Here is a 23,153-nt window from a genome sequence, read left to right as displayed (position 1 = left end):
AGCGAATGGAAATGAATTTTTATGGCCTTAATTTGCTGCTGGCCCGATACGAAGCATCATTCTCAATGATTTTTCCTATTTCGCTTTCTGGTTTGAGGCCTGCACCATGGCCATCAATACATCCGTTTGGGCGATCATGCCGATCAGCTTTGCCTGGGCGTTGATGACAGGCAAATGATGCAGGGCCGCTTCGGCAAAGGTCACGATGGCTTCGGACAGCGGTGCGTCGGGCGTGACGGTGCGCACCGGTGTGGTCATGATGTCCTTGACCGTGCCGTTTGGCGCAGAGGCGCCTTGCAAGGCCAGCGCCAACCGTCGGCCAAGACCGATCACCGGCTTGCCCCGTGACCAGCTTGCCTTGTCCAGCAGGTCGGTCTGGGTGACGATGCCGAGAATGGTGGCGTCTTCGGCGGTCACAGCTAAGGCCTTGACCCGGCTTTGGCGCAGGCGGTGCAGCGCCTCGCTCAGGGTTGTATCCGGGGAGAGGGCGGCAATACCGGCAATCATCACCGCGCCGCAGGTCGTATGGCTGCTGCGACGGCGATAGGCACGCAACTCGGTGCGGCGCAGGATATCCTCCAGATCGTCGCGGTCGATGTCGAGAAAGGCATCGTAATCCTTCAGGACGTCATCGAGATCGCGGCGCTGGAAGCCTGCGGTATCAGCAATGCCGGGCGTTTGCGGCAAAGCAGGCTTGGCGCGATGCGGATAACGACGGCCTGCAAGCCGGTTATAGAGCAGCGCGCTGGCCAGAAGCAGCAGGGAGTTGCCAGCCACCGGCCAAAGCACGAAGCCATAGCCCAGCGCATGAATGCCCGGACCGCCGAGCACGGCAGTCAGCGCGATGGCGCCGCTTGGCGGATGCAGGCAGCGCAACGCAATCATCGCGGCAATCGCACCGCCAATGGCGAGCGCGCTGGCAAGCAGCAGATCCGGCACCCATTGCGCTACGGTCACACCAATCAGTGCGGCGCAAAGATTGCCTCCCAGGATCGACCAGGGTTGGGCAAGCGGACTGGTGGGGACAGCAAACAGCAGCACGGCGGAGGCTCCCATCGGTGCGATCAGCACCGGCAGGCTTGCAGCTTGCTCCGGCCAAAAATATCCCAGCAAAAAGGCACTGATGACGCCGGTCACCAGAATGCCCAGCGCCGCGCCGAGGGCGGAGCGGGCCTGTTCTGAAGAACTGATCGGCGTTACGTCCGGGATCAGATGCTTCCATACGTCCCGCAGAGCTGATTGCATTGCTGATTTTCCGTTTCTGTATGGCGTGGATCAACGATCGATGCTGAGCGTGCCCTGCATGACGGTCACAGCGTGGCCTGAAATCTCGGTTCGGATGACGTTGCCGCCCACTTTCTGGATGGTGACAGTTATCAGGCTGCGGCGGCCCATTTCAACACCCTGTTCGATCACCAGCGTCTGGTCAAGATCGGCTTCCGGTGCCTGCTGTGCCAGATAGGCGGCAAGCGCCGCTGAGGCGCTGCCGGTGGCCGGATCTTCCGCAACATTGTCGAAAGGCGAGAACATCCGGGCGCGGACATGGTTTTCCGACATCCGGCAATAGAGAAAGGTCGCGCCATCGGTTTCCTGGTCGGCATGGATTTCGACCAGACGGGCGAGAGCGGCAAGATCAGGCTTGCTGCGGCCAAGGGCGGCGAGATCGGTCAACTCCGCTGCGATGAATGTCAATCCGACGGAAATAAAGGCCGGAGCATGGTTTGCTGTTTGAATGTCACTCTCAGCCAAAGACATGGCGGCGGCCAGATCAGTTGTTGCCACAGGGCCGCTGACGAAAAGAGGCTGGGGTGCCCGAATGCTGGCATTCACCAGACCATTGTCATTGCGGCTCAACTGAACGGCGACGAGGCCAGCTTTTTCCTCAAAGCGCAGATCGTCGCCAAGGGATTGGCCGAACAAGGTCGATTGGCCCGCAAGGGCGATGGCTGTGCCAACATTGGGATGACCGGCAAAGGGTATTTCCATGACAGGCGTGAAGATCCGCACCTGCGCCGTATTGGCCGCGTCTGTCGGAGGCAGGACGAAGGTGGTTTCAGAATAGCCGAATTCAGCGGCAATGGCCTGCATCGTCACATCCGACAGCCCGCGCGCATCGAGAATAACCGCCAGAGGATTGCCGCGAAACCGCTCAACGGTAAAGACGTCGAGAGTGATGAAAGGAATGGAGATCATGGCTGGCCTTCTTGCAGGTGATACGTGATGAACAACCGTGATCTCGATAGCAGTGGCGTCGCCGAAATGAAGATGAAATCCTGTCAGGGTGACAAGAAAAAAGCCCCACCGGGTGCGGTGGGGCTTCAAGATGCAGGATAAAATGCGTTCGATGCTTGCCCTCAGGCGGCCTTTTCCAGGTCCTGTTTCCAGGTGCCAGTCGCGGCCAGGCTGTTCATGCGGGCGCGGTGGGTGAAGGCGCGCTGACCGGCGGCGACGTTTTCGCTGCGGCCGCCCCACGTTTTAATGGCGCTATCCTGAAGGGCGCGGCCATAGGAATAGGTCAGGGTCCAGGGCAGGTCATAACCGGCATTCATCGCGGAGAGATGCGCGGTTGCTTCCTCTGTGCTCTGGCCGCCGGACAGGAAGGCGATGCCGGGAACGGAGGAAGGAACCGTGGCCTTCAGCACCTTGACGGTCGCAGCTGCAACTTCTTCGACAGAGGCCTTGCGGGCATTCTTGCCGTCGATGATCATGTTGGGCTTCAGGATCATGCCTTCGAGATTGACGCGGGCGTCGTAGAGATCCTGGAACACGGTGCGCAGCACCCATTCCGTCACTTCGGCACATTTGGCGATATCGTGGGTGCCTGGAGCGCCATCCATCAGCACTTCCGGTTCAACGATCGGCACAATACCTGCTTCCTGGCAAAGGGCAGCATAGTAGGCGAGCGCCTGGCTATTGGCCTTGATCGAGCCCCAAGTCGGCAGGCCATCGGCAATGGCGATAACGCCGCGCCACTTGGCAAAGCGGGCACCTGCCTTGTAGTAATTGGCGAGACGCTCACGCAGGCCGTCCAGGCCTTCTGTCAGCGTTTCACCAGGAAAACCGGCCATTGGCTTGGCGCCGGTATCGACCTTGATACCTGGGATGGAGCCTGCGGCCTTGATGATGTCAACGAAAGGCGTGCCATCGGCAGCCTTCTGGTACAGCGTCTCTTCATAGAGAATGACGCCGGAAATGTATTTCTTCATCGCCTCGTCGGAGCGAAACAGCATTTCGCGGTAGTCGCGGCGGCTGGTTTCGGTGGATTCGAGGCCAATCGTGGCGAAACGCTTCTTGATGGTGGACGTGGACTCGTCCGCTGCCAGAAGGCCCTTGCCATCGGCCATCATCTTGACGGCGATGTCTTCAAGTCTCTCACTCATGTCCTAATGCTCCCAAAAACGTTACCACTGGTTATCGCGTAACAGATGTTGTTCAGGAGGAAAATGGGGCCTTAAGTCATTGAAACGATTGAAATCGTTTCAATCGTTTTAAAATTCAATCTTTTTTAAAAGAAATTCAGGTGCGGCATTTGTTCCATGCCGCACCTCACTTTTTTCGTCGGTTGTTAAGCCGGGTGGGTCAATACGGCAACGCCGGGCAGTTCCTTGCCTTCCATCCATTCCAGGAAAGCGCCGCCTGCGGTCGAAACATAGGAAAAGTCATCAACAACGCCAGCATGGTTGAGCGCCGAGACCGTGTCGCCGCCACCAGCTACCGACACCAGCTTGCCAGCCTTGCTGCGCTCTGCGGCGTGCTTTGCGGCAGAGACGGTGGCGGTATCGAAGGGGGGGATTTCAAAGGCGCCGAGCGGGCCGTTCCAAACCAGCGTTGCCGCTTTGGTGATCCAGTCATTGACGACCGCCACTGATTTCGGACCCACATCCAGCATCATTGCGTCAGCGGGAATGGCCGAGACATTGACGGTCTCATTGGCGGCATTGGCCTTGAACTCGCGAGCGACGACGCCGTCGACCGGCAGCACGATGGTGCAGCCAGCGGTTTCAGCTTCGATCATGATCTGCTTGGCGGTTTCTGCCAGATCGTGTTCGCACAGCGATTTGCCGACAGAAATTCCTTGGGCGGCGATGAATGTATTGGCCATGCCACCGCCGATGACAAGTGCATCGACCTTCTTGACCAGGTTCATCAGCAGGTCGATCTTGGAGGAAACCTTGGCGCCGCCGACAATGGCGACCACCGGATGGGTCGGCTTGCCGAGGCCCTTTTCCAGTGCTTCCAGTTCGGCCTGCATGGTACGCCCTGCATAGGCGGGCAGAATATGGGCAAGCCCTTCCGTGGAGGCATGGGCGCGGTGGGCAGCGGAAAAGGCGTCATTAACATAGATGTCGCCGTTCTTGGCGAGTTCCGCAGTAAAGTCGGCGTCGTTCTTTTCCTCGCCCTTGTGGAAGCGGGTGTTTTCCAGAAGCAGGATATCGCCGTTGTTCAGGGCGGCAACGGCCCTTTCGGCCGGTTCGCCAACGCAGTCTTCGCCAAACGCGACCGCCTGATCCAGCACTTCTTCGACGGCGGAAATGATCTGCGACAGCGACATATCGGCAACCGGCTCGCCCTTGGGACGACCGAAATGGGCGAGCAGAATAACCTTGGCGCCCTTGGCCGACAGTTCCTTGATGGTCGGGGCGACGCGCTCGATGCGGGTTGCATCCGTCACCTTGCCGCCGGAGACGGGCACGTTCAGGTCGACGCGCAACAGTACGCGCTTGCCGGCGATATCGGTGAGATCGTCAAGTGTCTTGAAAGCAGGCATGGTGAGTTTCCCGTGTTGACTGTCGTTACGGTGTTGCGCGGGACCTTACACCGGTCTCGGCAAGAGGCAAGATTGATCGGGCTGTTGCCCGGCGCAATCAGGATATGAAGCCGAAGGCTTCAAGCCCAGAAAGCGGGTATGGTCTCAGTGAGTCGCGGGCCGATGCGCAAAGGAGCGATCTTTTCGGCAAGGCCTGTACTGTCGGAAATCTCGACGCCGACGCCGCAGATCGTCGCCGGGCCGTGCGCTGCTTCAAACCGGCCCTTGGGCATTTTCGAAATGAAGCGGTTCAGCGGCTCTTCCTTTTCCATGCCGAGCGACGAATCATAATCGCCGCACATGCCGGCATCCGACATATAGGCGGTGCCGCCATTGAGAATCTGGTGGTCGGCGGTCGGCACATGGGTATGGGTGCCGACCACGAAACTGGCGCGGCCATCAACGAAATGGCCGAAACACTGTTTTTCGCTGGTGGCCTCGGCATGGAAGTCGAAGATGATGGCGTCGGCCTGTTCCTTCAACGGGCAGGCGGCGAGAATGGTTTCCGCCGATTTGAAGGGATCATCGAGTTCGGGATGCATGAACACCCGGCCCATGATATTGGCGACCAGAACGCGCGCACCGTTGCGGGCATAATAGAGACCGGACCCTTTGCCGGGTGTCCCCGCCGGATAATTGGCCGGGCGCAGGAACTGGTCGTGACGACCTGAAAAGGTGATCGCTTCCTTCTGGTCCCAGACGTGGTTGCCCGTGGTGACGACATCTGCGCCGGCATTGATGGTTTCGAGGAAAATATCCTCGGTAATCCCGAAGCCGCCAGCGGCATTTTCACCATTGACGATGACGAAATCCAGTTTCAGGTCGGAGACCAGGCCGGGCAGCTTTTCCCAAACCGCCGTGCGGCCTGTCTTGCCAACCATATCGCCCAGAAAAAGCAGCCGCATTCCTTAAATCCAGTCAGGTCTTGAAGTTCTTGTATCCACTTTCCGTCAAAATGGCATGCAAAGCGACGTCATGGGGTTCGAAAGGCACATCTGCCACTTCCTGACAGTCAAATGCAATGCCGATCAGAAGCGGATCAAGGCCTTTCTGATGCAAACGGGCAATCGCCCGGTCGTAATGGCCTGCTCCATAGCCGATCCGGTTGCCATGCCGGTCGAAGGCGGCCAGCGGAATCAGCAGGACCTGTGGATCGACCACCGGCGCATCGGGGCCGGGACCGCGTGTGCCAAAACCGGTATCGATCAGCGGGTCGTCCGTGCGCCATTGCCGGAAGCAGATGGTCTGGCGGTCCAGAACCACGGGCAGGCAGAGATCGGCACCGCGCTGGCGCAACATCTCCATTAACGGTTGCGTGTCTACTTCGGAGCGGATCGGCAGGAAGCCGGAAACCATGGCGCTTGGGGCAATCTCGATGGCGCCGGCGCCGTGATGGACAATTGTGGCCGAATGATCGGCGCGAATGTGAGCGGGAATAGCGTCCCGACGGGCAAGGCTTTGTTGGCGCAAATGGTTTTTTGTACTGTCCAAGGGCATGTGTTCTCTCTTTGTTAGCAGTTGTTTAACCATAATCGCTCTTTGTTTTGCAAGAGCAGGTCACGATGGAACAATTTGTGTTTTAGTTACAGTTAATTTAGTCTTGTATTTATGTTGTTGTATAATCAAAGAATTGCACTTTTCTGCCGATAGATGCGCGCTGCAAGCGTCCCGCATTGGTGCTATTTCCCTTGGAATGGGACGTAAAGGCCTTGGCGGTGAAGGGCTGGAGAAAGGTTTGTGACAATCTTGCCTTAACACTCGTCAAATATTTTAGGCTCAAGGGGCCATAAATATTTGAGGGTTTGGCAATGAAATTTCTATCCCGTTTCGGGCTGGTCGGGACGATCACTGTGGTGACGACCCTGATATTGGTTGTATCTCTGGGCGCTGTTGCCTGGACGATTTCGCGGCAGGTTCATGAGCGCGTGACGCAGCAGGCCATCGACAGCCAGAACAGCAGCCTGCGGGTCGCGGCCACGTTGCTGGAGCGCGATGTGCCTGGTGTGAAGGTCAGCTGGGGTCGGGATGGCAATGTTGAACGCATTTCGGCGCAGACGCTGCCGGCGCAATTTGCCAATCATGACACGATCGATTCCATTGGCCGGATGACGGGCCAGACGGCGACGCTGTTTACCCTGGACGAAGCGACCAAGGGTTACATTCGTCGCACAACCAATATCATCAAGCCGGATGGCCAGCGCGCCGTCGGCACGCCACTCGATCCAACGGGTGCAGTCTATTCGGCCCTCATCAAGGGTGAGACGTATCGTGGTCAGGCCGCCATTCTCGGCACGGATTACTATACGATCTACAAGCCCATCATCAGTTCCTCCGGCTCGGTCATCGGCATTCTCTACGCCGGTGTGCGTGTTGCTGAAATTGCCGGTATCAGCGATCAGATGGCGCAGGCCGTGGCGATTACGGCGGGTATCGCTTTGCTGGTCTCTCTCCTGCTGATGGTGTTCATCACCCGTAAGACCATGCGCCCGATTCCGGAGCTGACAGCGGCGGCATCCAGTCTTGCCGATGGTCGGACCGATGTTGAAGTTCCGCATCAGAGCTTGCGCAACGAGATTGGCGCTCTGGCCCGGGCGCTGGAAGTTTTCCGCGAAGATGCGCTCAAGAAGCTGCAACTGGAACAGGACGCCAACGAAACGCGGGCGCGCAACGACCTGGAACGGGCCGAGCGTGAGGCTGAAAAGGATGCGGATGCCGCCAATATCCGAAACTGTGCCGATATGCTGGCGGTTGCCATGAACCGCCTGAGCACCGGCGACCTGACGACGCGGATTGACCAGTCGTTTATCCCTGAACTTGAACCGCTCCGGGTCGATTTCAACAATTCGGTCAACAATCTCAGCCTGGCCTTCGCGCGTTTGCGCAATGAGGCCATGTCGGTTGAGGCCAGCGGCAATGAAATGCGCAGCGCCGCAGGCGCGCTTGCCAGCCGCACCGAGCAGCAGGCAGCCTCGCTGGAAGAGACCTCGGCAGCGCTTGAACAGGTCACCGGCACGGTGCGCAGCGCCGCCGACCGTGCCCAACAGGCCGCGGCCCTTGCTGCCGATGCCCAGGTCAGTACCGAAGGCTCTTCCCAGGTGGTGGCCGATGCAGTTTCGGCCATGGGCCGGATCGAACAGGCCTCGAGCGAAATTTCCAAGATCATCAATGTGATCGATGAAATCGCTTTCCAGACCAATCTTCTGGCATTGAATGCCGGTGTCGAGGCCGCAAGGGCTGGCGAAGCGGGCAAGGGCTTTGCCGTGGTTGCTCAGGAAGTGCGCGAACTGGCCCAGCGCTCCGCCAATGCCGCCAAGGATATCAAGGCGTTGATCAGCAAATCCGGCACGGAAGTGGCTGGTGGCGTCAAGCTGGTGCGCGAAACCGGCGATGCGCTTGGCGCGATTTCCCAACAGGTGTCGATGATCAATGGTCTGATTGCCGAGATTGCCACGTCCTCGCGTGAACAGAGCACCGGCTTGCAGGAGATCAACACCTCCGTCAACCATATGGACCAGTTCACCCAGAAAAACGCCGCCATGGTGGAAGAAACCACCGCTGTCACCCACAAACTCGCTGAAAGCGCCACCACATTGGTCAGCCTGATTGCCGAGTTCAAGGTGCCGGGTGAGGCCGCATCCTGGGCGCCAAGCCAACAGCCAGCACCTGCACCACGGGCACCTGCCGCCAAGCCTTTGGCCGCATCGCGCATCAAGCCTGCCCAGCCCACCTCCCGCCCGGTCGGTTCTCCGGCGCGCTCGATGATGGGCAAGCTGGCCAGCGCCTTCACCGGCGGTTCTTCAGCCACCGCGGCCTCAAGCGCCTCCGGTGGTAATAATTGGGAAGAATTTTAAGCAGTAGCGGCAGCTTCCATCGTTTCGACAGGATGGAAGCTGCCGCGATATTTCTTTCCCTTTAGACTTAGCTCTTGGCGCGACGCATCAGCGCGGCCATGGCGTCGGCATGGGGCGTTTGTTGCCCGCCAAGTCCATCCAGCACGCCTTGCCGGTCGATGTCGGTTCGGTTCTGGCTGGCCTTCAGCTTGCCCTCCAGACTGGACATTTGCACTTCGATCCCGACGATGCCGCGCATCTGGGCTGCGACGAAATTGTCCGGTGCGTCATCGACAGCCCATGGGCGAGGACCGGAGGCTTCCATCTGATTGGTCAGTAACCGGACTTGCGCCAGCAGCCAGGCGGGGTCCTGATGGGCTTTTGCCATGCCTTTGACCTGCACGGTCTGGTAATTCCAGGTCGGCACGACTTTGCCGGTCTCCTGCTTGCTGGGATACCAATTGGGGGAGATGTAATGATCAGAGCCCATGAAAGCGACGAGAACCTCGTCTCCTGCGTCGATGGCCTGCCATTGCGGATTGGCGCGCGCCATATGGGCCAGCAGCCGGTCCGGCTGCGTGTCGTTACCGCGCAACAGGAAGAAGGGCAGGGGATTGGCGATCAATCCGCCGCTTCCAGAAGTGATCAGCAGGGCAAGCGGCTGTGCCATGATGAACTGGCAAAGCGCTTCGTGGTCGGTCTGGCGAAAATGAGGTGGCTGGTACATGGCTGTTTCCGAGAATTATGCAGCAGTACCATGCATTGTGCCGCGCCCGCCGCTTTGAAAGCAAGCCGTTTTAAACGAAGCGATAGCTGCGTCAAACCTGTCTGAAACTGATGAAAGGGAAAAGTGCGGTCCACGCAACCGATGGATTTTTGCGATCCTGGGAGCCTACAAAGTAGGTGGGCGCCGTATGTCCGAACCCACGGGTCCGAACAGGGACAGCTCCCTCAAGATCGGGTATGGCCCCAGGGATTGTGTGTTCCTGTCGAGAGGCGCAGACCGCATAACTGATATAGGCGCATTCCGGTCCTTGCGCCAGTGGTGCTGGCGGTTGCAGCCATGTTTATTTCAGTGGTGCTGGTTTTCAGTTGGGCTGGCCGCAGCCTGCGGCTTTTCGGTCAGTTTGCGGGTCAGGCCGTTGAGGCGCTCGGTCAATTCCGTGATGGCGGCGAGGATGTCGTCTTCACGGCCGATAGCGCCGGCTGAGGTGGCTTCGGCGGAGGCAATCCGGCGTTTCAGCTCGGACAATTCGTCCATGACCATGATGCCCGCCATCACGGTAACGCGCAGGTCGCCGATTTCACCGAACTGGCTTTTGAGGTGGCTGACATAACGGTCGAACTGGCTGGCCAGATCGGTCAGGTGGTTTTCCTGTCCTTCCTCGCAGGCCATGCGATAGGCTTTTCCATCGATGGTGACCGTGACTTGTGCCATGTCTGTCGAATGATCCCTGAGTGAGGCGAGGCTGGCCTAACGGTCCAGTACGGCCCTGATGGTTTCCATTGCGGTGACTAGGCGGCGCGAGACTTCGCGATTGACCTCTTCCAGCCGGTTGGCCCGAAATTGCGATTGGTCAAGTTCCTGGGCAAGACGGGCGCGGTCGATATGGACGCGCTTCACCTCCTGCTCCACCTCGCCATTGGCGCGTTGCAGTTCCAGTCGCATGTCTATGGCATTTTCCAGGCCGGAAATGGCCTGTTTCAATGCGCCGAGCGCAGCTTCCGCTTTATCCGTCGCCATCTCTCTCTGCCCCGGCTGATGAAGTTTTCAGGCTCTGTTCGAACCGGAAAGCCTCCAGATGCTCTTGGTCGTCCCAGATATTCTTGCTCGTCTTTGTCGTTTTGGAAAACCGGCCTCATTTTTCCCTGACAAACTCCAAAAGGCAAGCCGAATCGACCCTTTGGCCCCCATCCTTCTCATGCGACATTAGTCATTGCCTGTAGCTGGCGTCAACAAACCCCGGCTTTTCACTGTGTCATGCTTGTGGACGAGTAGACCCGCTGCCGTCCATGGCGCGCATCAATACGAGACAATGATCAATATTAAGGCAAAAACTGAAATAATGCCTTCCACGCAATCACCCGGCCTCAATTTATTGACTTGCCCGTCCTAGATGTTAAGGATCACCCACTTTCTGACGTTCGCCCGAACGGCGTTCGTCCATCGAGACCCGGAACAGGCGGAACAGTCATGATTTCTCCCGAAAAGCACAACCGGATGGCCAATGCGATCCGATTTTTGTCCATGGATGCGGTCGAAAAGGCCAATTCCGGCCATCCTGGCATGCCAATGGGCATGGCCGATGTCGCGACGGTGCTGTTTACCCGCTTTTTGAATTTTGATCCCAAGGCGCCGACATGGGCCAATCGCGACCGTTTCGTGCTGTCGGCTGGCCACGGCTCTATGCTGCTCTATTCGCTGCTCTATTTGACCGGCTATGAAGATATCAGCATCGACGACATCAAAAATTTCCGTCAGATCGGCTCCAAAACTGCGGGTCACCCGGAATATGGCCATTTGTCAGGCATCGAGACGACGACCGGCCCGCTCGGCCAGGGCATCGCCAATGCCGTCGGCATGGCGATTGCTGAAAAGAAGCTGGCGTCCGAATTCGGCAGCGATCTGATGCATCACCACACCTATGCCATCGTTGGCGATGGCTGCCTGATGGAAGGCATCAGCCAGGAAGCGATTTCGCTGGCTGGCCATCTGAAGCTCAACAAGCTGATCGTGCTCTGGGACGATAACGGCATTTCCATCGACGGCGCGATTTCGCTGGCCGACAGCACCGACCAGCATGGCCGGTTCCGCGCTTCGGGCTGGAACACGATGGCTGTTGACGGTCACGACCCGGAAGCGATTTCGGCTGCACTGTCCGCCGCCCAGCTGTCCGAAAAGCCAACGATGATCGCCTGCAAGACGGTGATCGGTTTTGGTTCTCCCAACAAGGCGGGCACCCATAAGGTGCACGGTTCGCCGCTCGGTGCCGACGAAATTGCCGCCACCCGCAAGGCGCTGGGCTGGGCCGACGAGCCTTTCCACGTGCCTGCCGATGTGCTGGACGCCTGGCGCGAAGCCGGTGCGCGTGGTGCCTCCACACGTGCCGAATGGGAAAAAGTTCTGGAAGGCTCCGATCACAAGGCCGAGTTCACCCGCCGCTTCGCTGGCAAGCTGCCTGAAGGCTTCGATGCTGCCATCGACGCCTATAAGAAGAAGCTGGCCGAGAGCAAGCCGACCCTTGCCACCCGCAAATCCTCCGAGGATGCGCTGGAAGTGATCAATGGCGTGGTGATCGAGACGCTCGGCGGTTCCGCCGACCTGACCGGCTCCAACAACACCAAGACCAGCCAGACTGCGTCGATCACCCCGACCGATTTCTCGGGCCGTTACGTGCATTGGGGCATTCGTGAGCATGGCATGGCGGCGGCGATGAACGGCATCGCCCTGCATGGCGGTCTCATTCCTTATTCCGGCGGCTTCCTGATCTTCTCGGATTATTGCCGTCCGTCGATCCGTCTGGCCTCCTTGATGGGTATTCGCGTCATTCACGTTCTGACCCATGATTCCATCGGTCTTGGCGAAGATGGCCCGACCCACCAGCCGGTTGAGCAGATGGCTGCATTGCGCGCCATCCCCAACCTGATGATGTTCCGCCCGGCCGATGCCACCGAAGTGGCGGAATGCTGGCAGATCGCCTTGACCCATACGGATCGTCCGTCCGGCATTGCGCTGACCCGTCAGAACCTGATCGCGGCCCGCACCGAATATTCGGCGGAAAATCTGTCGGCCAAGGGCGGCTATGAGCTGCTCGGCGCTGCCGATGCCAAGGTGTCGATCTTTGCCACCGGTTCGGAAGTCGAACTGGCGATCCAGGCGCGCGCGGCGCTCGCCGCCAAGGGCATTGCCGCTCGCGTCGTTTCCGTGCCGTGCTTCGAACTGTTCTTTGAACAGCCAGAGGAATACCGCAACGCGGTGATCGGCACGGCTCCGGTCAAGATCGGCGTTGAAGCGGCGATCCGTCAGGGCTGGGATGAGATCATCGGCTCGCACGGCACCTTTATCGGCATGAAGTCCTTCGGTGCTTCCGGCCCCTACAAGGAATTGTACAAGCATTTCGGCATCACCGTCGAAGCGATTGTCGAAGCGGCTGAAGCCAAGCTTTCCTGAAGAGGCATTAAAAGCGGGTCTGGCGGGCCCGCTTCTCTTCGGGCTTGCCTGAACGCCTTGACCACATGAGTGCCTTTACCCAATGCCTGGGGCTGCCCAAGGCGAGAACCACTTGGCCATCGTCGCGCCGTTCCAGACCATCACCGCTCCGGGGGCGACCCAGCAGCCCGGAGCCATCCGACAAGCGGGAGTTAAGCAATGACTGTGAAAGTTGCCATTAACGGCTTTGGCCGTATCGGCCGCAATGTGCTGCGCGGTATCATCGAATCCGGTCGGACCGACATTGAGGTCGTGGCCATCAACGATCTTGGCCCGGTCGAAACCAATGCGCATCTGCTGCGCTATGACAGCGTCCATGGCCGTTTCCCCTCGACCGTCAAGGTCGAAGGCGACAGCATCATCATCGATGGCCGCGCGCCGATCAAGGTGACCGCGGTTCGCGATCCCAAGGATCTGCCCTGGAGCAATGTCGATATCGCGCTGGAATGCACCGGCATTTTCACCGCCAAGGAAAAGGCATCGCTGCACCTGGCCAATGGCTCGAAGCGCGTGCTGGTCTCGGCGCCTGCTGACGGTGCCGACAAGACCATCGTTTATGGCGTCAACCACAACACGCTGACCAAGGACGACCTGGTCGTTTCCAACGCGTCCTGCACCACCAATTGCCTGGCGCCGGTTGCCTACGTGCTGCAAAAGCTCGTCGGTATCGAAAGCGGCTACATGACCACCATCCATTCCTACACCGGCGACCAGCCGACGCTGGATACGATGCACAAGGACCTGCACCGCGCCCGCGCTGCTGCGCTGTCGATGATCCCGACCTCGACCGGTGCCGCCAAGGCCGTTGGCCTGGTTCTGCCGGAACTGAAGGGCAAGCTGGACGGTTCTGCCATCCGCGTTCCGACCCCGAACGTCTCGGTTGTTGACCTGAAGTTCATCCCCGGTCGCACGGTCACCAAGGAAGAAATCAACGCCGCCATCAAGGCAGCGTCGGAAGGCGAGTTGAAGGGCATTCTCGGCTATACCGAAGAGCCGCTGGTTTCCATCGACTTCAACCACGACAGCCATTCCTCGACCTTCTCCGGCGACCAGACCAAGGTCATGGACGGCGGCAAGCTGGTACGCATCCTGTCGTGGTACGACAACGAATGGGGCTTCTCCAACCGCATGGCCGACACCGCCGTCGCCATGGGCAAGCTGATCTAAGCAGCCAGAATTACCGCTGGCGGGCTGCAAATGGCAATTTCTGCGCTTACCTAGGCTCACGTACTTGAGTACGCTCCGGTTCTCGAAATCACCATTTTCGCCACGCCATCGGCAATTCTAAAGCTGACCTCGCAGTTGCTTAACGACATAAGAGAAGCGGATCGGGAAACCGGTCCGCTTTTTTGCTGAGAAATCCGCGGTCGCAGCATCCTCGGGAGCGTAACCACCTCCGGCCTCAATTTCTTCCTACAGCAAGCCTTTGGCGCGCAAATCAGGGGCGAAGGTGGCGAGCGACATAACGAGGGTCAGAGGCTTGCCTTGAAGGGGCTCTGCCCCAAAAGAGGCGTACCAGTCGGCGGCGCGCTGGCTTTTGGCGTCGATCACCAGCAGAATGCCGCCGCCTTCACTGGCGAGCCGCAAACAGCGCAGGGCGGCAGCAGCAAGCAATTGCCCTCCCAGCCCTTGCCGCGCCATGGTTTGATCTGTTGCCAGTCGGGCAAGCCGGAAACCGGGTACGTCGTGCCGTGCCAGTCCCCTGGTCATTGCCACAGGCACGGTCTCATGCGCAACAGACGCTGGCGCTACGGTGTAAAAGCCAAGGATGCGATTCGGTATTGCATTGTCTATTGCGCAGAAGGTCTTGGCCGCATTCTGCTCGTGGCCTTGCCGTGCAAAGCGTTGCAGAAATGCGTTCATTGGTCCATCGCCGCAATCGAAGGAAGCCCGATCATGAGATTTCTGGATCGCTTCCTCATGCCATGGCGGAATGCTCATAGAGTGTCCGGCAGCGCTTCGATTGCCGCCCGCAGCTTGGCATTGGGCTTTGGTGGGTTTTCCAGCAGGTTGAGGATGCGCAGATAGTCGTGCTCCGATACCGTGACGGCCTCCGCTTCCGCAATCACCGCTTCCGCTTCTCGCAGGGCGGATTGGGTCACGAAATTGGTCAGGTCGGTATTGCGCAATATCGCTGCCCGCATCAGCTTGGATTTCGCCGTTGCTGCAATACGCAAGCTCATCCGCTCGTTATCTTCGACCACTGCTCTTGGCATGAAAGCCTCCATTCGTCCCATTCCTAACGTATGGGAAGTCCAGTCTTAAGTCAATCGTACGGCTTCAATACGTACAACTAGGATTACGTAAAGTATGTGACGCTGCTATTTTATCCGTGGCTTACCCCCCTCTGTCCTGCCAGACATCTCCCCCTCAAGGAGGGAGATCGGATAGGCGTTGGCGTCCATGCCTCAGAAAAGGCCGTGATTTCCGAAGCCTTCTACAGGCGATAGAAAGCGAGCGGCCATCCCCGGGCCGATCTCCCCCCTTGAGGGGGAGATGCCTGGCAAGGCAGAGGGGGGCAAACCTCACGGCAAAACCTTTCCACCGTGACGATACCGAATGCAGCCATTTTCTGACATATATTCAACAGGCTAACCCTCTACCATTCTTCCTGATGATTTCAACGGAAGTCCCTCAAAATCCGCTTCCCCTCTCCACCCGTTATACGCTAAACCAGTTGCGGGACCAGTTGTAACGCGCTGGTCCTGGAGTATCGAAACTCCTCAAACAGCGGCCGGTGTCGGTCGTTAAATGACACCCCTCAGCCATAGGTTTGTGGCTGAGGCGGTGGACTATGTCTATACGGTCCACTCTCCATCCTTCTATGGTCGGGGAGGCCTTGGTGCATGTCCAGAGCTTCGGCTTAAAGGCCAAGGCAGTCGTCTGTTTGCGGCTTTCGAACTCCCCGATCACCAGAGGGCAAAATCCTCCGGTGATCGCTTGGCTCACAAGTGCGGGAGGAATGGACGATGGCCGATTATAATGTCTGGGCCGATATTTTCGATACATGGCAATCCATGGCCGATTGGGTGAAGGCGATAGCCATCATCATGCCACCGGTTTTCGCAATGGGCGTGCTGGCCCTGCTGCTGCGCTACCGGCTGGCGCTGCGGCGAGACCTGCCACGCCCGGTCGCCTTCGACCTGCTGGAACCGCAGCCGGATGACCCGCCAGCCAGCATCGACAGCACCATCCTCGAAGCCACCACCGACCTTCAACACCGCCTGGAAGAAGCCCGCCGCAGGCTGATGCCCCCGGACGACCCGGCGCGCAGCAACCTGGAAACCCGCCAAAAAATCGAGCAAATCATCCTGGAAGAATACCACCGCAAATCCGATCCGGCTGATGCGCTGGCTCGGGTGCGGCGGTTTTTGAGGGAGGAGGGGGGTGGGCTGGGTGATCGTCCTGAGTTGGGGGATTGAGGCGTCGAGTTGGCCTGCGGAATCAAGTGCTTTATCGGATATCTGAGATGCACGATGCAAAGGGTTTTCGTTTGTCTTTTCGGGAAAATCGGGTTCCACTTTTCCCTGCCAAACTCTAGCGCTTACCCCGGTGCCGTGCGGTCAGCGGCCAAGTGAGAGCAACGAACGCCATGCCAACGCCAATTAGGACGAATGCGGCACTCAAATTCCAGTGCTTTGCAACAAAGCCAATGGTAGCGGGGCCGACAAGCATTCCAGAATAACCGATCGTGGTGATCGCTGCGATCGCTTGGCTCGGTGGCATCAGGGTTTGCTGCCCAGCGGCGGTGAACAGCACCGGCACGATATTAGAAGCCCCAAGGCCCACCAGCAGGAAACCGAAAAAAGCCAACGGTTGATTAGGAGCTAGGACTGTGAGCGTAAACCCTAGCGCGGCGAGCAGGCCACCACTCACCACGACCTTCATGCTACCGAGCGATCTGACGATCCAGTCGCCCGTCAGGCGACCGGCTGTCATTGCGAGAGCGAACATCGTATATCCAAAGCCGGCCTGAGCCGGATCGACCAGGTGGGTGCCAATGAGGAAGAGCGCGCTCCAGTCGAGGACCGCACCCTCGCCAAGAAAAACCAGGAAACATAGTAGGCCGATGAATGCGACGATACCGCGCGGCAGGGTGAATAGCGGTGTGTGCTCGGTTTCTTGATTTCCATAGGGCAGTAGGCCCTGGGTGGACAGCGCCAGCAGGACGAGCAGCAGCGCGCTGAACATTAACGTTGCTACCCATGGCGAGGTACCGGCCCCAAGCAGAAGGCTCATGCCGCCTGCGCCGACAATGCCACCCACGCTGAAGAGACCGTGGAAGCCGGACATCATGTTGCGCTTGCTATCCTTCTCGACCATGACCGCCTGGATGTTGATCGCGACATCCACAGCCCCGATGCTCGCCCCAAACAGCGCCAGTACGATCGCCATGCCCGGGATCGAGTCAACAACAGCGAGCAATGGCAGCACGAGGGCAAGAACCAGTGTACTCGCTAGGATGACGGCCCGGCACCCGAAGCGACCCGCCAGAATCCCGACCATTGGCATGGCAACGATGGAGCCAAGGCCTAAGCATAACAGCAGCAGGCCAAGTGTGCCGTCATCGACCCCAATTCGGGCCTTGGCAATAGGCACCAAAGGTGCCCAGTTCGCCATAGCTGACCCAGCAATGAGGAATCCAGCACGGGTAGCCCATTGCTGCCGTCCTCCAGAGAGAGGGCGTTCGGTACGGGTCTGTGATTGAGGCATTCAAAGTGCTCCGGAATACATAAAGTTAGATTGCGCGAAGGACACGCAGCGTTCTTTGCGCTCCACTCTTTACAGAACAAGGAACAATGTGCAAGAACGTGCAACAATGTTAATGAAGAGAATAGACCAGTGCTGACAGAAGAAAGACTCGACCGCATCCGAGAGCAGTTGACGACTAGCGGAAAGGTTTTGGCCAGCGAACTTGCCATACAGTTTGAAGTCTCGGAGGACACGGTTCGCAGAGATTTGCGAGAGCTGGCCAAGCTGGGATTTTGCCGTCGTGTGTATGGCGGTGCCTTATTGCCCACACCCGATCTAGGCACCCTGGCCACTCGGACAGCTCTGCATCAGGACCGAAAATCAAATCTGGCGCGGACTGCGGCGGGGTTGATCGAAGATGGTCAGACGATTTTTATCGACGCCGGATCAACTAACCTTGCTATAGCTAATGCGCTTAATCCAAACCAGACGCTGACGATTGTCACAAATGCACCCGTGATCGCCACTGCGTTATCTGACAGGCCGAACTACACCATCATTGTCCTGGGCGGAATGTATGATCAGGGCAAGGGCGCATGCCTCGGGCCGCAGGCGATGCGAGAAGCCGCGCAGATCTTTGCCGACATCTTCGTCATTGGCGCATGTGGCGTGGACAGCACTGTGGGTATCACGGCGCTCGACGCCGGCGAGGCCGAACTCAAACGAACTATGGTCACCCAGAGCAGCATACTGCTTGTCGCCGTTACGGCGGAAAAGATTGCTACGGTCGCGCCGTTCAAGGTTGCAGACGCGTCGATGATTGATCATCTGATCGTGGAGCATGACAATTTCGATGCCGGAGATTTTGCGCGGGCTGATGTTCAGGTGCATGTCGCCTCTGATTCTGCGCCTGCGGCGGCTTAAAACGCTCAGGCCGCCCGACTCGCTCCGGTCGTAACATTCACCCTCCGTAGAGAAGATTTTGAAAGCCCCATGCGAATTGCTCATGCTGCACTTTGGACCCGCAACCTCGATGCAACTGCCAAGTTTTTCGAGAGATATTTTGGTGCAACCTTTGGAGAATCTTACCATAGTAAAAATCGAGTTGGCTTCGTTTCACGTTTCGTGCGCCTGCCCGATGGAAATGACCAGATAGAGCTTATGACTGGACCATGGGTCTCGGATGCCTCGGATGAAAGTATTGGTTGGGATCATATCGCGATTTCTTTGGGAAGCGAGAATGCGGTCCTCACCTTGGCAGAAAGGTGCAAACGGGATGGCTGCCTGAAATCAGGACCCAGATGGACAGGTGACGGATTTTACGAAGCTGTCATTGTGATGCCGGATGGGGGTTCTGTGGAAATCACCGTTTGAATTTTGTTCACGACGTGCGCGGAAGACCACCTTTGGCGAAAAGGTCCAAGATGCTCTGATTCACTCATGTCCGCTTCGAGCAGCGGTCGTTATGACGGCCATGACCGAATGGGAAGTGCTAAGCGACCGCTCCTCTGACCATACTGGTCGCACTTGCCCACCAATCCTCGCCCCAGCAGGGCAAATCCTGCTCAAGCACTCCGCGCTAAAATCTCGTCCACTGCCATCCCGCCCGCACAATACAAACCGCAAAAATTTTTATGCGTGGCTTACCCCCCTCTGCCTTGCCAGGCATCTCCCCCTCAAGGGGGGAGATTGGTAAGCGGTTGGCTTGTCATGTCGCATTTACGCTTTGAAGATATCGGAAATCGCAACGTTATCCGTTGAAACGGGCAGTTACATCTGTCCGATCTCCCTCCTTGAGGGGGAGATGTCCGGCAGGACAGAGGGGGGTATGCGGCAAACAAAAACGCTTGTGTCGTTTACCGTAGCCCCGCCCGCCATTTTCCCCGGTATCGCCATAATTCGTTTTGTAATTTCGCCCCAGTCTGATCAATAGTATTACCGAGGAAATTCAAGGCGATTCTGCCGCCATTGCCTCCCGCTCCGTCTGTCTCGACTGTCTGGCTTTTGGCATCAGAGGTCTGTGGTCCGGCGTCGTGGTGCGCAGGCCGTTGCTGGTGGAGCGTGTCTTCGGGCTGAGTATCGTGCCAGACGGGGGCGAAAGGCCAGACGGGGGCGAAAGGCCAGACGGGGGCGAAGGCCAGAAAGGGGCGAAAGGTTGGAACATTTCTACATCGTCACGCTGGTTCTGACGGCGCTGATCCTGTTTGCGGCTTTTTCCAGCCTGATCGCCTTTCGCTTTGGCGCGCCGCTGTTGCTGTTGTTTCTGGTGATTGGGTTGATGGCCGGGGTCGATGGTCTCGGCATTCATTTCGACAATCATTCCGTTGCCTATACCATCGGCTCGCTGGCGCTGGCGGTTATCCTGTTTGATTCCGGCTATACGACCTCGCTGCAATCCTTCAAACAGGCGGCAGGGCCGTCGATCATGTTGGCGACGGTCGGGGTTTTGTTGACGGCGGGGTTGTTCGGTCTGCTGGCCTGCTGGCTGTTGAAATTGTCGCTGCTGGAAGGCATGCTGCTTGGCTCTATCGTCGCCTCCACCGATGCGGCGGCGGTGTTCTTCCTGTTGCGCATTGGTGGCATCAATATCCGCGACAAGGTGCGCTCCTCGCTGGAAGTGGAATCCGGCACCAACGATCCGATGGCTATCTTTCTCACCCTGGCGCTGGTGCAGATGGTGTCCACCGGCAAGGATCACACCGGTCTCGACTGGAGCCTGCTGCGGATGTTCGTCGAGCAGATGGGCATGGGCCTGGCGCTGGGGCTGATCGGCGGGGCGATGATGGCGATGATCGTCAAGAAGATCCCGATTGATCGCGGCCTGTTGCCGATCATCGTGCTGGCCATGTCGATGGTGATCTTTTCCTATACCGGCGCCATCGGCGGCAGCGGCTTTCTGGCCGTCTATGTCGCGGGCATCTATGCCGGTAACCGCAAGATCCCCGGCAGCGCTTCCATTGCCCGTTTTCAGGAGGGCATGACCTGGCTGGCGCAGATCATCATGTTCCTGGTGCTCGGCCTTCTGGCCACACCCTCGCATTTCATCAAGATCCTGTTTCCGGCGGTGGTTCTGGGCCTGTTTCTGGTGTTTATCGCCCGGCCCGCAGCGGTCTGGCTGTGTCTTATTCCCTTCGATTATACCCATCAGGAAAAGCGGTTCATTTCCTGGGTCGGCTTGCGCGGCGCGGTCTCCATCCTGCTCGGCATTCTGCCGATCCTCGGTGATCTCAAGGGTGGCGAAGTCTATTTCAACACCGCCTTCATCGTGGTGATGATTTCGCTGCTGCTTCAGGGCTGGACCATCAAGCCGATGGCCAAACGGCTCGGCCTGATCATTCCGCCGCGCATCGGCGCCATCGACAAGGTGGAGCTGGACCTGCCGGGTGCCGCCCATCACGAGCTGCTGTCCTACCGCGTCGTGGCGGGCAGCCCGGTGCTCAGTGGCGCGCGCATTCCGCGCTGGGCCATGCCATCGCTTGTCATCCGCGACGGTAAATCCATGCGCTACCAATATGCAGGACGACTTCGGGAAAACGATCAGGTCTATCTGTTCATTGCGCCTGGCTATCCGCGGCTGCTTGACCGGTTGTTTGCCAGCAAGGCACCTGTCGATGATGACGATAGCGAATTCTTCGGTACTTTCACCATTTCACCCTCGCGTCCCGCCGCCGAACTGGATGCGGCCTATGGACCCGGGCTTTTGAACGAGGCCGACCGGCAAAAAACCGTTGGTGAACTGATGGAAGCGCGCCTCGGCGGCAAGGCCGAATATGCCGACCGGGTCCGTCTCGGTCATATCATCCTGATCGTCCGAGACATCGGCGAAACCGGCCATATTTCCTCGGTCGGCGTCTCCATGGAAGCTGTCGCGCCAACCGATAACGCGCCCGCCTTCCTCAGCCTGACCGGCACCGCCCATTGGCTGGCGGGCCTTCGCCATAAGCTGCGAGCGGCTGTGCAAAAGTAGCGGCCAAGACCGACCCCGATGCCGGATCGCATGGGGCCGGTCACATTTCAGCATAAATTCCATGCGGCGCTTTTATACGGCGCATTCTTCGGCTACTTTGGTGTGCATATGCAACGCTGGCAGGAGCTGAGGCGGGCATGATGACGCGAATGCTGGTGATTTTCGGTATTCTTGCTGTTCTTCCGGGCTTTGCCCTGGCGCAAGACAATAGCGCTGCCGCACGGCCTCCCGTTAGCCGCCCTCCCGTCAGCCAATGCCAATTGGTTGCCAAGCAGCTTCCCGGGGCTCGATTTTCTCACGCTGAATATGCCAGCGCTCGTCCAGACAAGGGGCCTCTTCACCTCGCGGCCCTGGCGGAAAACGTCACCATCACCTTTCTAGGTCATTCCACCTTCGAAATCGAAACGCCGCAGGGCCTGACGATCGACACCGACTACAGCGGTTATCTGCGCTCCGCGCGGACACCGGATGTGGTGACGATGAACAAGGCCCATTCCAGCCATTATACGCTGTCGCCCGACCCCGGCATCGCCCAGGTTCTGCATGGCTGGAACGATGCGCAGCCGGGGGAGCCGGTTCACCACAATCTTATCGTGGGCGATGCCTATATCCGCAACGTTCCCACCGATATCCGCAATTGGGGCGGTGATTTCGAGCCGAATGGCAATTCGATCTTCATTTTCGAGGTCGCCGGGCTGTGTATTGGCCATCTCGGCCATCTGCATCATGAATTGACGGACAAACAATTTGCCGCCATTGGCCGGCTGGATGTGGTGATGGTACCTGTCGATGGCGGTTTGACGCTCGGCAGCGACAGTATGAGCCGAATGGTAAAACGGCTGCGCTCGGCACTGATCTTGCCCATGCACCGGCGCGGGCCTATCGTCAATGATTTTGTTGGGCTATTCGGTCCAGGTTTTGATGTCAGGATTGTGGAAACCAATGCCGTGACCGTTTCCATGCGCAGCCTGCCAAAAAAACCGCTGATCCTGGTGCTCAGCGGCTTCTAGACGGTACATAAAGTCCGTTAGGCAAAGGTCAGATGGTGGTGCTGCCCCACATCCGGTAGTTTTTCGCCGTCAATATTGGCCTTGGCGATTTCCCAGCCGAATTTCAGTGGATTGCCGGTCGAGGCCCAGACTTCGGCATCGTCGATATGCAGGGCAAGCATGGTGAGGTCGGGGTCTTTCTTGCCGTTGTGATACCAGGCCTCGACCACCGAACTCCAATATTCATCGATCTTGCTCGGATCGCGGCGCACATCGATAACGCCGGACAGGCTGGCATGGTAATCGTGGTTTTTGCCGACCACGCAGAAATGCGCCCGGCTGCCAGGGCGGATATTCTGGACAAAATCTGAATCCGTCCGGGTGAAAAACCACACTGTATTGGTTTTCGGATCTCCGTAAGGTGCCATCGGCTGCATATGCATGGTGGAGCCTTCCAGGCCGAGCATGCCGGCGTGAATGGCTTCGATTTCCTCCCAAAGCTGGCGGGCGGGCTCTTCGCGGGCTTGCGTGAGATTGACCATTGGCTTTCCTCTCTTCTCGCTGGTGTTCTTCAGCAGGGCAACGGAAGGAAAGCCTTATTGTTCCAGGGCAGAAGGGCTCTTCGCACCTACGCCCCCCTTGAATGGCAAGCCACAGG

21 protein-coding genes and 1 other RNA gene are annotated in these 23,153 nt (G+C 58.4%); 8 read left to right on the top strand and 14 right to left on the bottom strand.

Going from position 1 to position 23,153, the window contains the following annotated elements:
- Positions 1-75 precede the first annotated feature (75 nt).
- The 6 genes from FS819_RS12500 to FS819_RS12475 form a co-directional block, all read right to left on the bottom strand.
- Positions 76-1,233, bottom strand: coding sequence for an HPP family protein (locus tag FS819_RS12500; protein WP_197434015.1), 1,158 nt, complete (start codon positions 1,231-1,233; stop codon positions 76-78).
- A 42-nt stretch (positions 1,234-1,275) separates the two neighbouring features.
- Entirely contained in the window at positions 1,276-2,193 is a 918-nt protein-coding gene (locus tag FS819_RS12495) for a PhzF family phenazine biosynthesis protein (RefSeq protein ID WP_156550953.1), read from the bottom strand.
- Positions 2,194-2,354: 161 nt separating this feature from the next.
- Positions 2,355-3,380: a class I fructose-bisphosphate aldolase gene (locus FS819_RS12490; protein WP_156550952.1), complete on the bottom strand. Its 1,026-nt coding sequence runs from the start codon at positions 3,378-3,380 to the stop codon at positions 2,355-2,357.
- 185 nt (positions 3,381-3,565) lie between these two features.
- Entirely contained in the window at positions 3,566-4,768 is a 1,203-nt protein-coding gene (locus FS819_RS12485) for a phosphoglycerate kinase (protein WP_156550951.1), read from the bottom strand.
- Between the two features lie 119 nt (positions 4,769-4,887).
- Entirely contained in the window at positions 4,888-5,712 is an 825-nt protein-coding gene (locus FS819_RS12480) for a TIGR00282 family metallophosphoesterase (protein ID WP_015917040.1), read from the bottom strand.
- 13 nt (positions 5,713-5,725) lie between these two features.
- The gene (locus FS819_RS12475) at positions 5,726-6,304 is read right to left on the bottom strand and encodes a 5-formyltetrahydrofolate cyclo-ligase (protein WP_156535967.1); all 579 of its coding nucleotides are present in this window, start codon (positions 6,302-6,304) and stop codon (positions 5,726-5,728) included.
- Positions 6,305-6,615: 311 nt separating this feature from the next.
- On the opposite strand from FS819_RS12475, the gene FS819_RS12470 reads away from it, so the two are divergent.
- Complete coding sequence (locus tag FS819_RS12470; RefSeq protein WP_156550950.1) at positions 6,616-8,658, top strand: methyl-accepting chemotaxis protein; 2,043 nt, start codon at positions 6,616-6,618, stop codon at positions 8,656-8,658.
- Between the two features lie 67 nt (positions 8,659-8,725).
- Here the strand turns inward: FS819_RS12470 and FS819_RS12465 are convergent, their stop codons facing one another.
- The 4 genes from FS819_RS12465 to FS819_RS12450 all read right to left on the bottom strand — a co-directional run bounded on the left by FS819_RS12465 (position 8,726) and on the right by FS819_RS12450 (position 10,381).
- Entirely contained in the window at positions 8,726-9,364 is a 639-nt protein-coding gene (locus FS819_RS12465) for an FMN-binding negative transcriptional regulator (protein WP_156550949.1), read from the bottom strand.
- A 123-nt stretch (positions 9,365-9,487) separates the two neighbouring features.
- A non-coding RNA gene (gene ssrS / locus FS819_RS12460) (6S RNA) lies at positions 9,488-9,645 on the bottom strand.
- 64 nt (positions 9,646-9,709) lie between these two features.
- Positions 9,710-10,075, bottom strand: coding sequence for a cell division protein ZapA (locus tag FS819_RS12455; RefSeq protein ID WP_070166708.1), 366 nt, complete (start codon positions 10,073-10,075; stop codon positions 9,710-9,712).
- Between the two features lie 36 nt (positions 10,076-10,111).
- Entirely contained in the window at positions 10,112-10,381 is a 270-nt protein-coding gene (locus FS819_RS12450) for a DUF4164 domain-containing protein (RefSeq protein WP_015917035.1), read from the bottom strand.
- 450 nt (positions 10,382-10,831) lie between these two features.
- On the opposite strand from FS819_RS12450, the gene tkt reads away from it, so the two are divergent.
- Positions 10,832-12,808 (top strand): transketolase, encoded by a 1,977-nt coding sequence (tkt, locus tag FS819_RS12445; protein ID WP_156550948.1) that lies wholly within the window; start codon positions 10,832-10,834, stop codon positions 12,806-12,808.
- A gap of 198 nt (positions 12,809-13,006) precedes the next feature.
- Entirely contained in the window at positions 13,007-14,014 is a 1,008-nt protein-coding gene (gene gap / locus FS819_RS12440) for a type I glyceraldehyde-3-phosphate dehydrogenase (RefSeq protein WP_060718227.1), read from the top strand.
- 246 nt (positions 14,015-14,260) lie between these two features.
- Here gap and FS819_RS12435 read toward each other — a convergent pair whose 3' ends face one another.
- A complete protein-coding gene (locus FS819_RS12435) occupies positions 14,261-14,788 on the bottom strand; it encodes a GNAT family N-acetyltransferase (RefSeq protein WP_156550947.1) in 528 nt (175 codons plus the stop codon).
- Entirely contained in the window at positions 14,785-15,063 is a 279-nt protein-coding gene (locus FS819_RS12430) for a type II toxin-antitoxin system TacA family antitoxin (protein ID WP_156550946.1), read from the bottom strand. Before FS819_RS12430 ends, FS819_RS12435 begins: the two co-directional genes overlap by 4 nt.
- A gap of 753 nt (positions 15,064-15,816) precedes the next feature.
- Here FS819_RS12430 and FS819_RS12425 point away from each other — a divergent pair.
- Entirely contained in the window at positions 15,817-16,269 is a 453-nt protein-coding gene (locus FS819_RS12425) for a protein kinase (RefSeq protein WP_156550945.1), read from the top strand.
- Positions 16,270-16,384: 115 nt separating this feature from the next.
- Here FS819_RS12425 and FS819_RS12420 read toward each other — a convergent pair whose 3' ends face one another.
- A complete protein-coding gene (locus FS819_RS12420) occupies positions 16,385-17,467 on the bottom strand; it encodes an MFS transporter (RefSeq protein ID WP_234624506.1) in 1,083 nt (360 codons plus the stop codon).
- A gap of 222 nt (positions 17,468-17,689) precedes the next feature.
- Between FS819_RS12420 and FS819_RS12415 the strand changes: the two genes are divergently transcribed.
- From FS819_RS12415 to FS819_RS12400, 4 genes are all read left to right on the top strand, one after another.
- Positions 17,690-18,463, top strand: coding sequence for a DeoR/GlpR family DNA-binding transcription regulator (locus FS819_RS12415; protein WP_197433983.1), 774 nt, complete (start codon positions 17,690-17,692; stop codon positions 18,461-18,463).
- A gap of 69 nt (positions 18,464-18,532) precedes the next feature.
- Entirely contained in the window at positions 18,533-18,913 is a 381-nt protein-coding gene (locus FS819_RS12410) for a VOC family protein (RefSeq protein ID WP_156550942.1), read from the top strand.
- Between the two features lie 781 nt (positions 18,914-19,694).
- A complete protein-coding gene (locus FS819_RS12405; protein WP_041697043.1) occupies positions 19,695-21,506 on the top strand; it encodes a potassium/proton antiporter in 1,812 nt (603 codons plus the stop codon).
- A gap of 137 nt (positions 21,507-21,643) precedes the next feature.
- Positions 21,644-22,516 carry an MBL fold metallo-hydrolase gene (locus FS819_RS12400; protein WP_156550941.1) on the top strand — a complete coding sequence of 291 codons (873 nt, stop codon included), beginning with the start codon at positions 21,644-21,646 and terminating at the stop codon, positions 22,514-22,516.
- A 17-nt stretch (positions 22,517-22,533) separates the two neighbouring features.
- Here the strand turns inward: FS819_RS12400 and FS819_RS12395 are convergent, their stop codons facing one another.
- Positions 22,534-23,037, bottom strand: a complete 504-nt coding sequence (locus tag FS819_RS12395) for a pyridoxamine 5'-phosphate oxidase family protein (RefSeq protein WP_156535958.1) — start codon at positions 23,035-23,037, stop codon at positions 22,534-22,536.
- Positions 23,038-23,153 lie beyond the last annotated feature (116 nt).

Origin of the sequence: Allorhizobium sp. Av2 (genome assembly GCF_021462805.2) — a bacterium.
Classification (GTDB): Bacteria; Pseudomonadota; Alphaproteobacteria; order Rhizobiales; family Rhizobiaceae; genus Allorhizobium; species Allorhizobium vitis_G.
The sequence above is the reverse complement of the archived record's forward strand: the minus strand, read 5'-3'. Positions and strand labels throughout refer to the sequence as shown.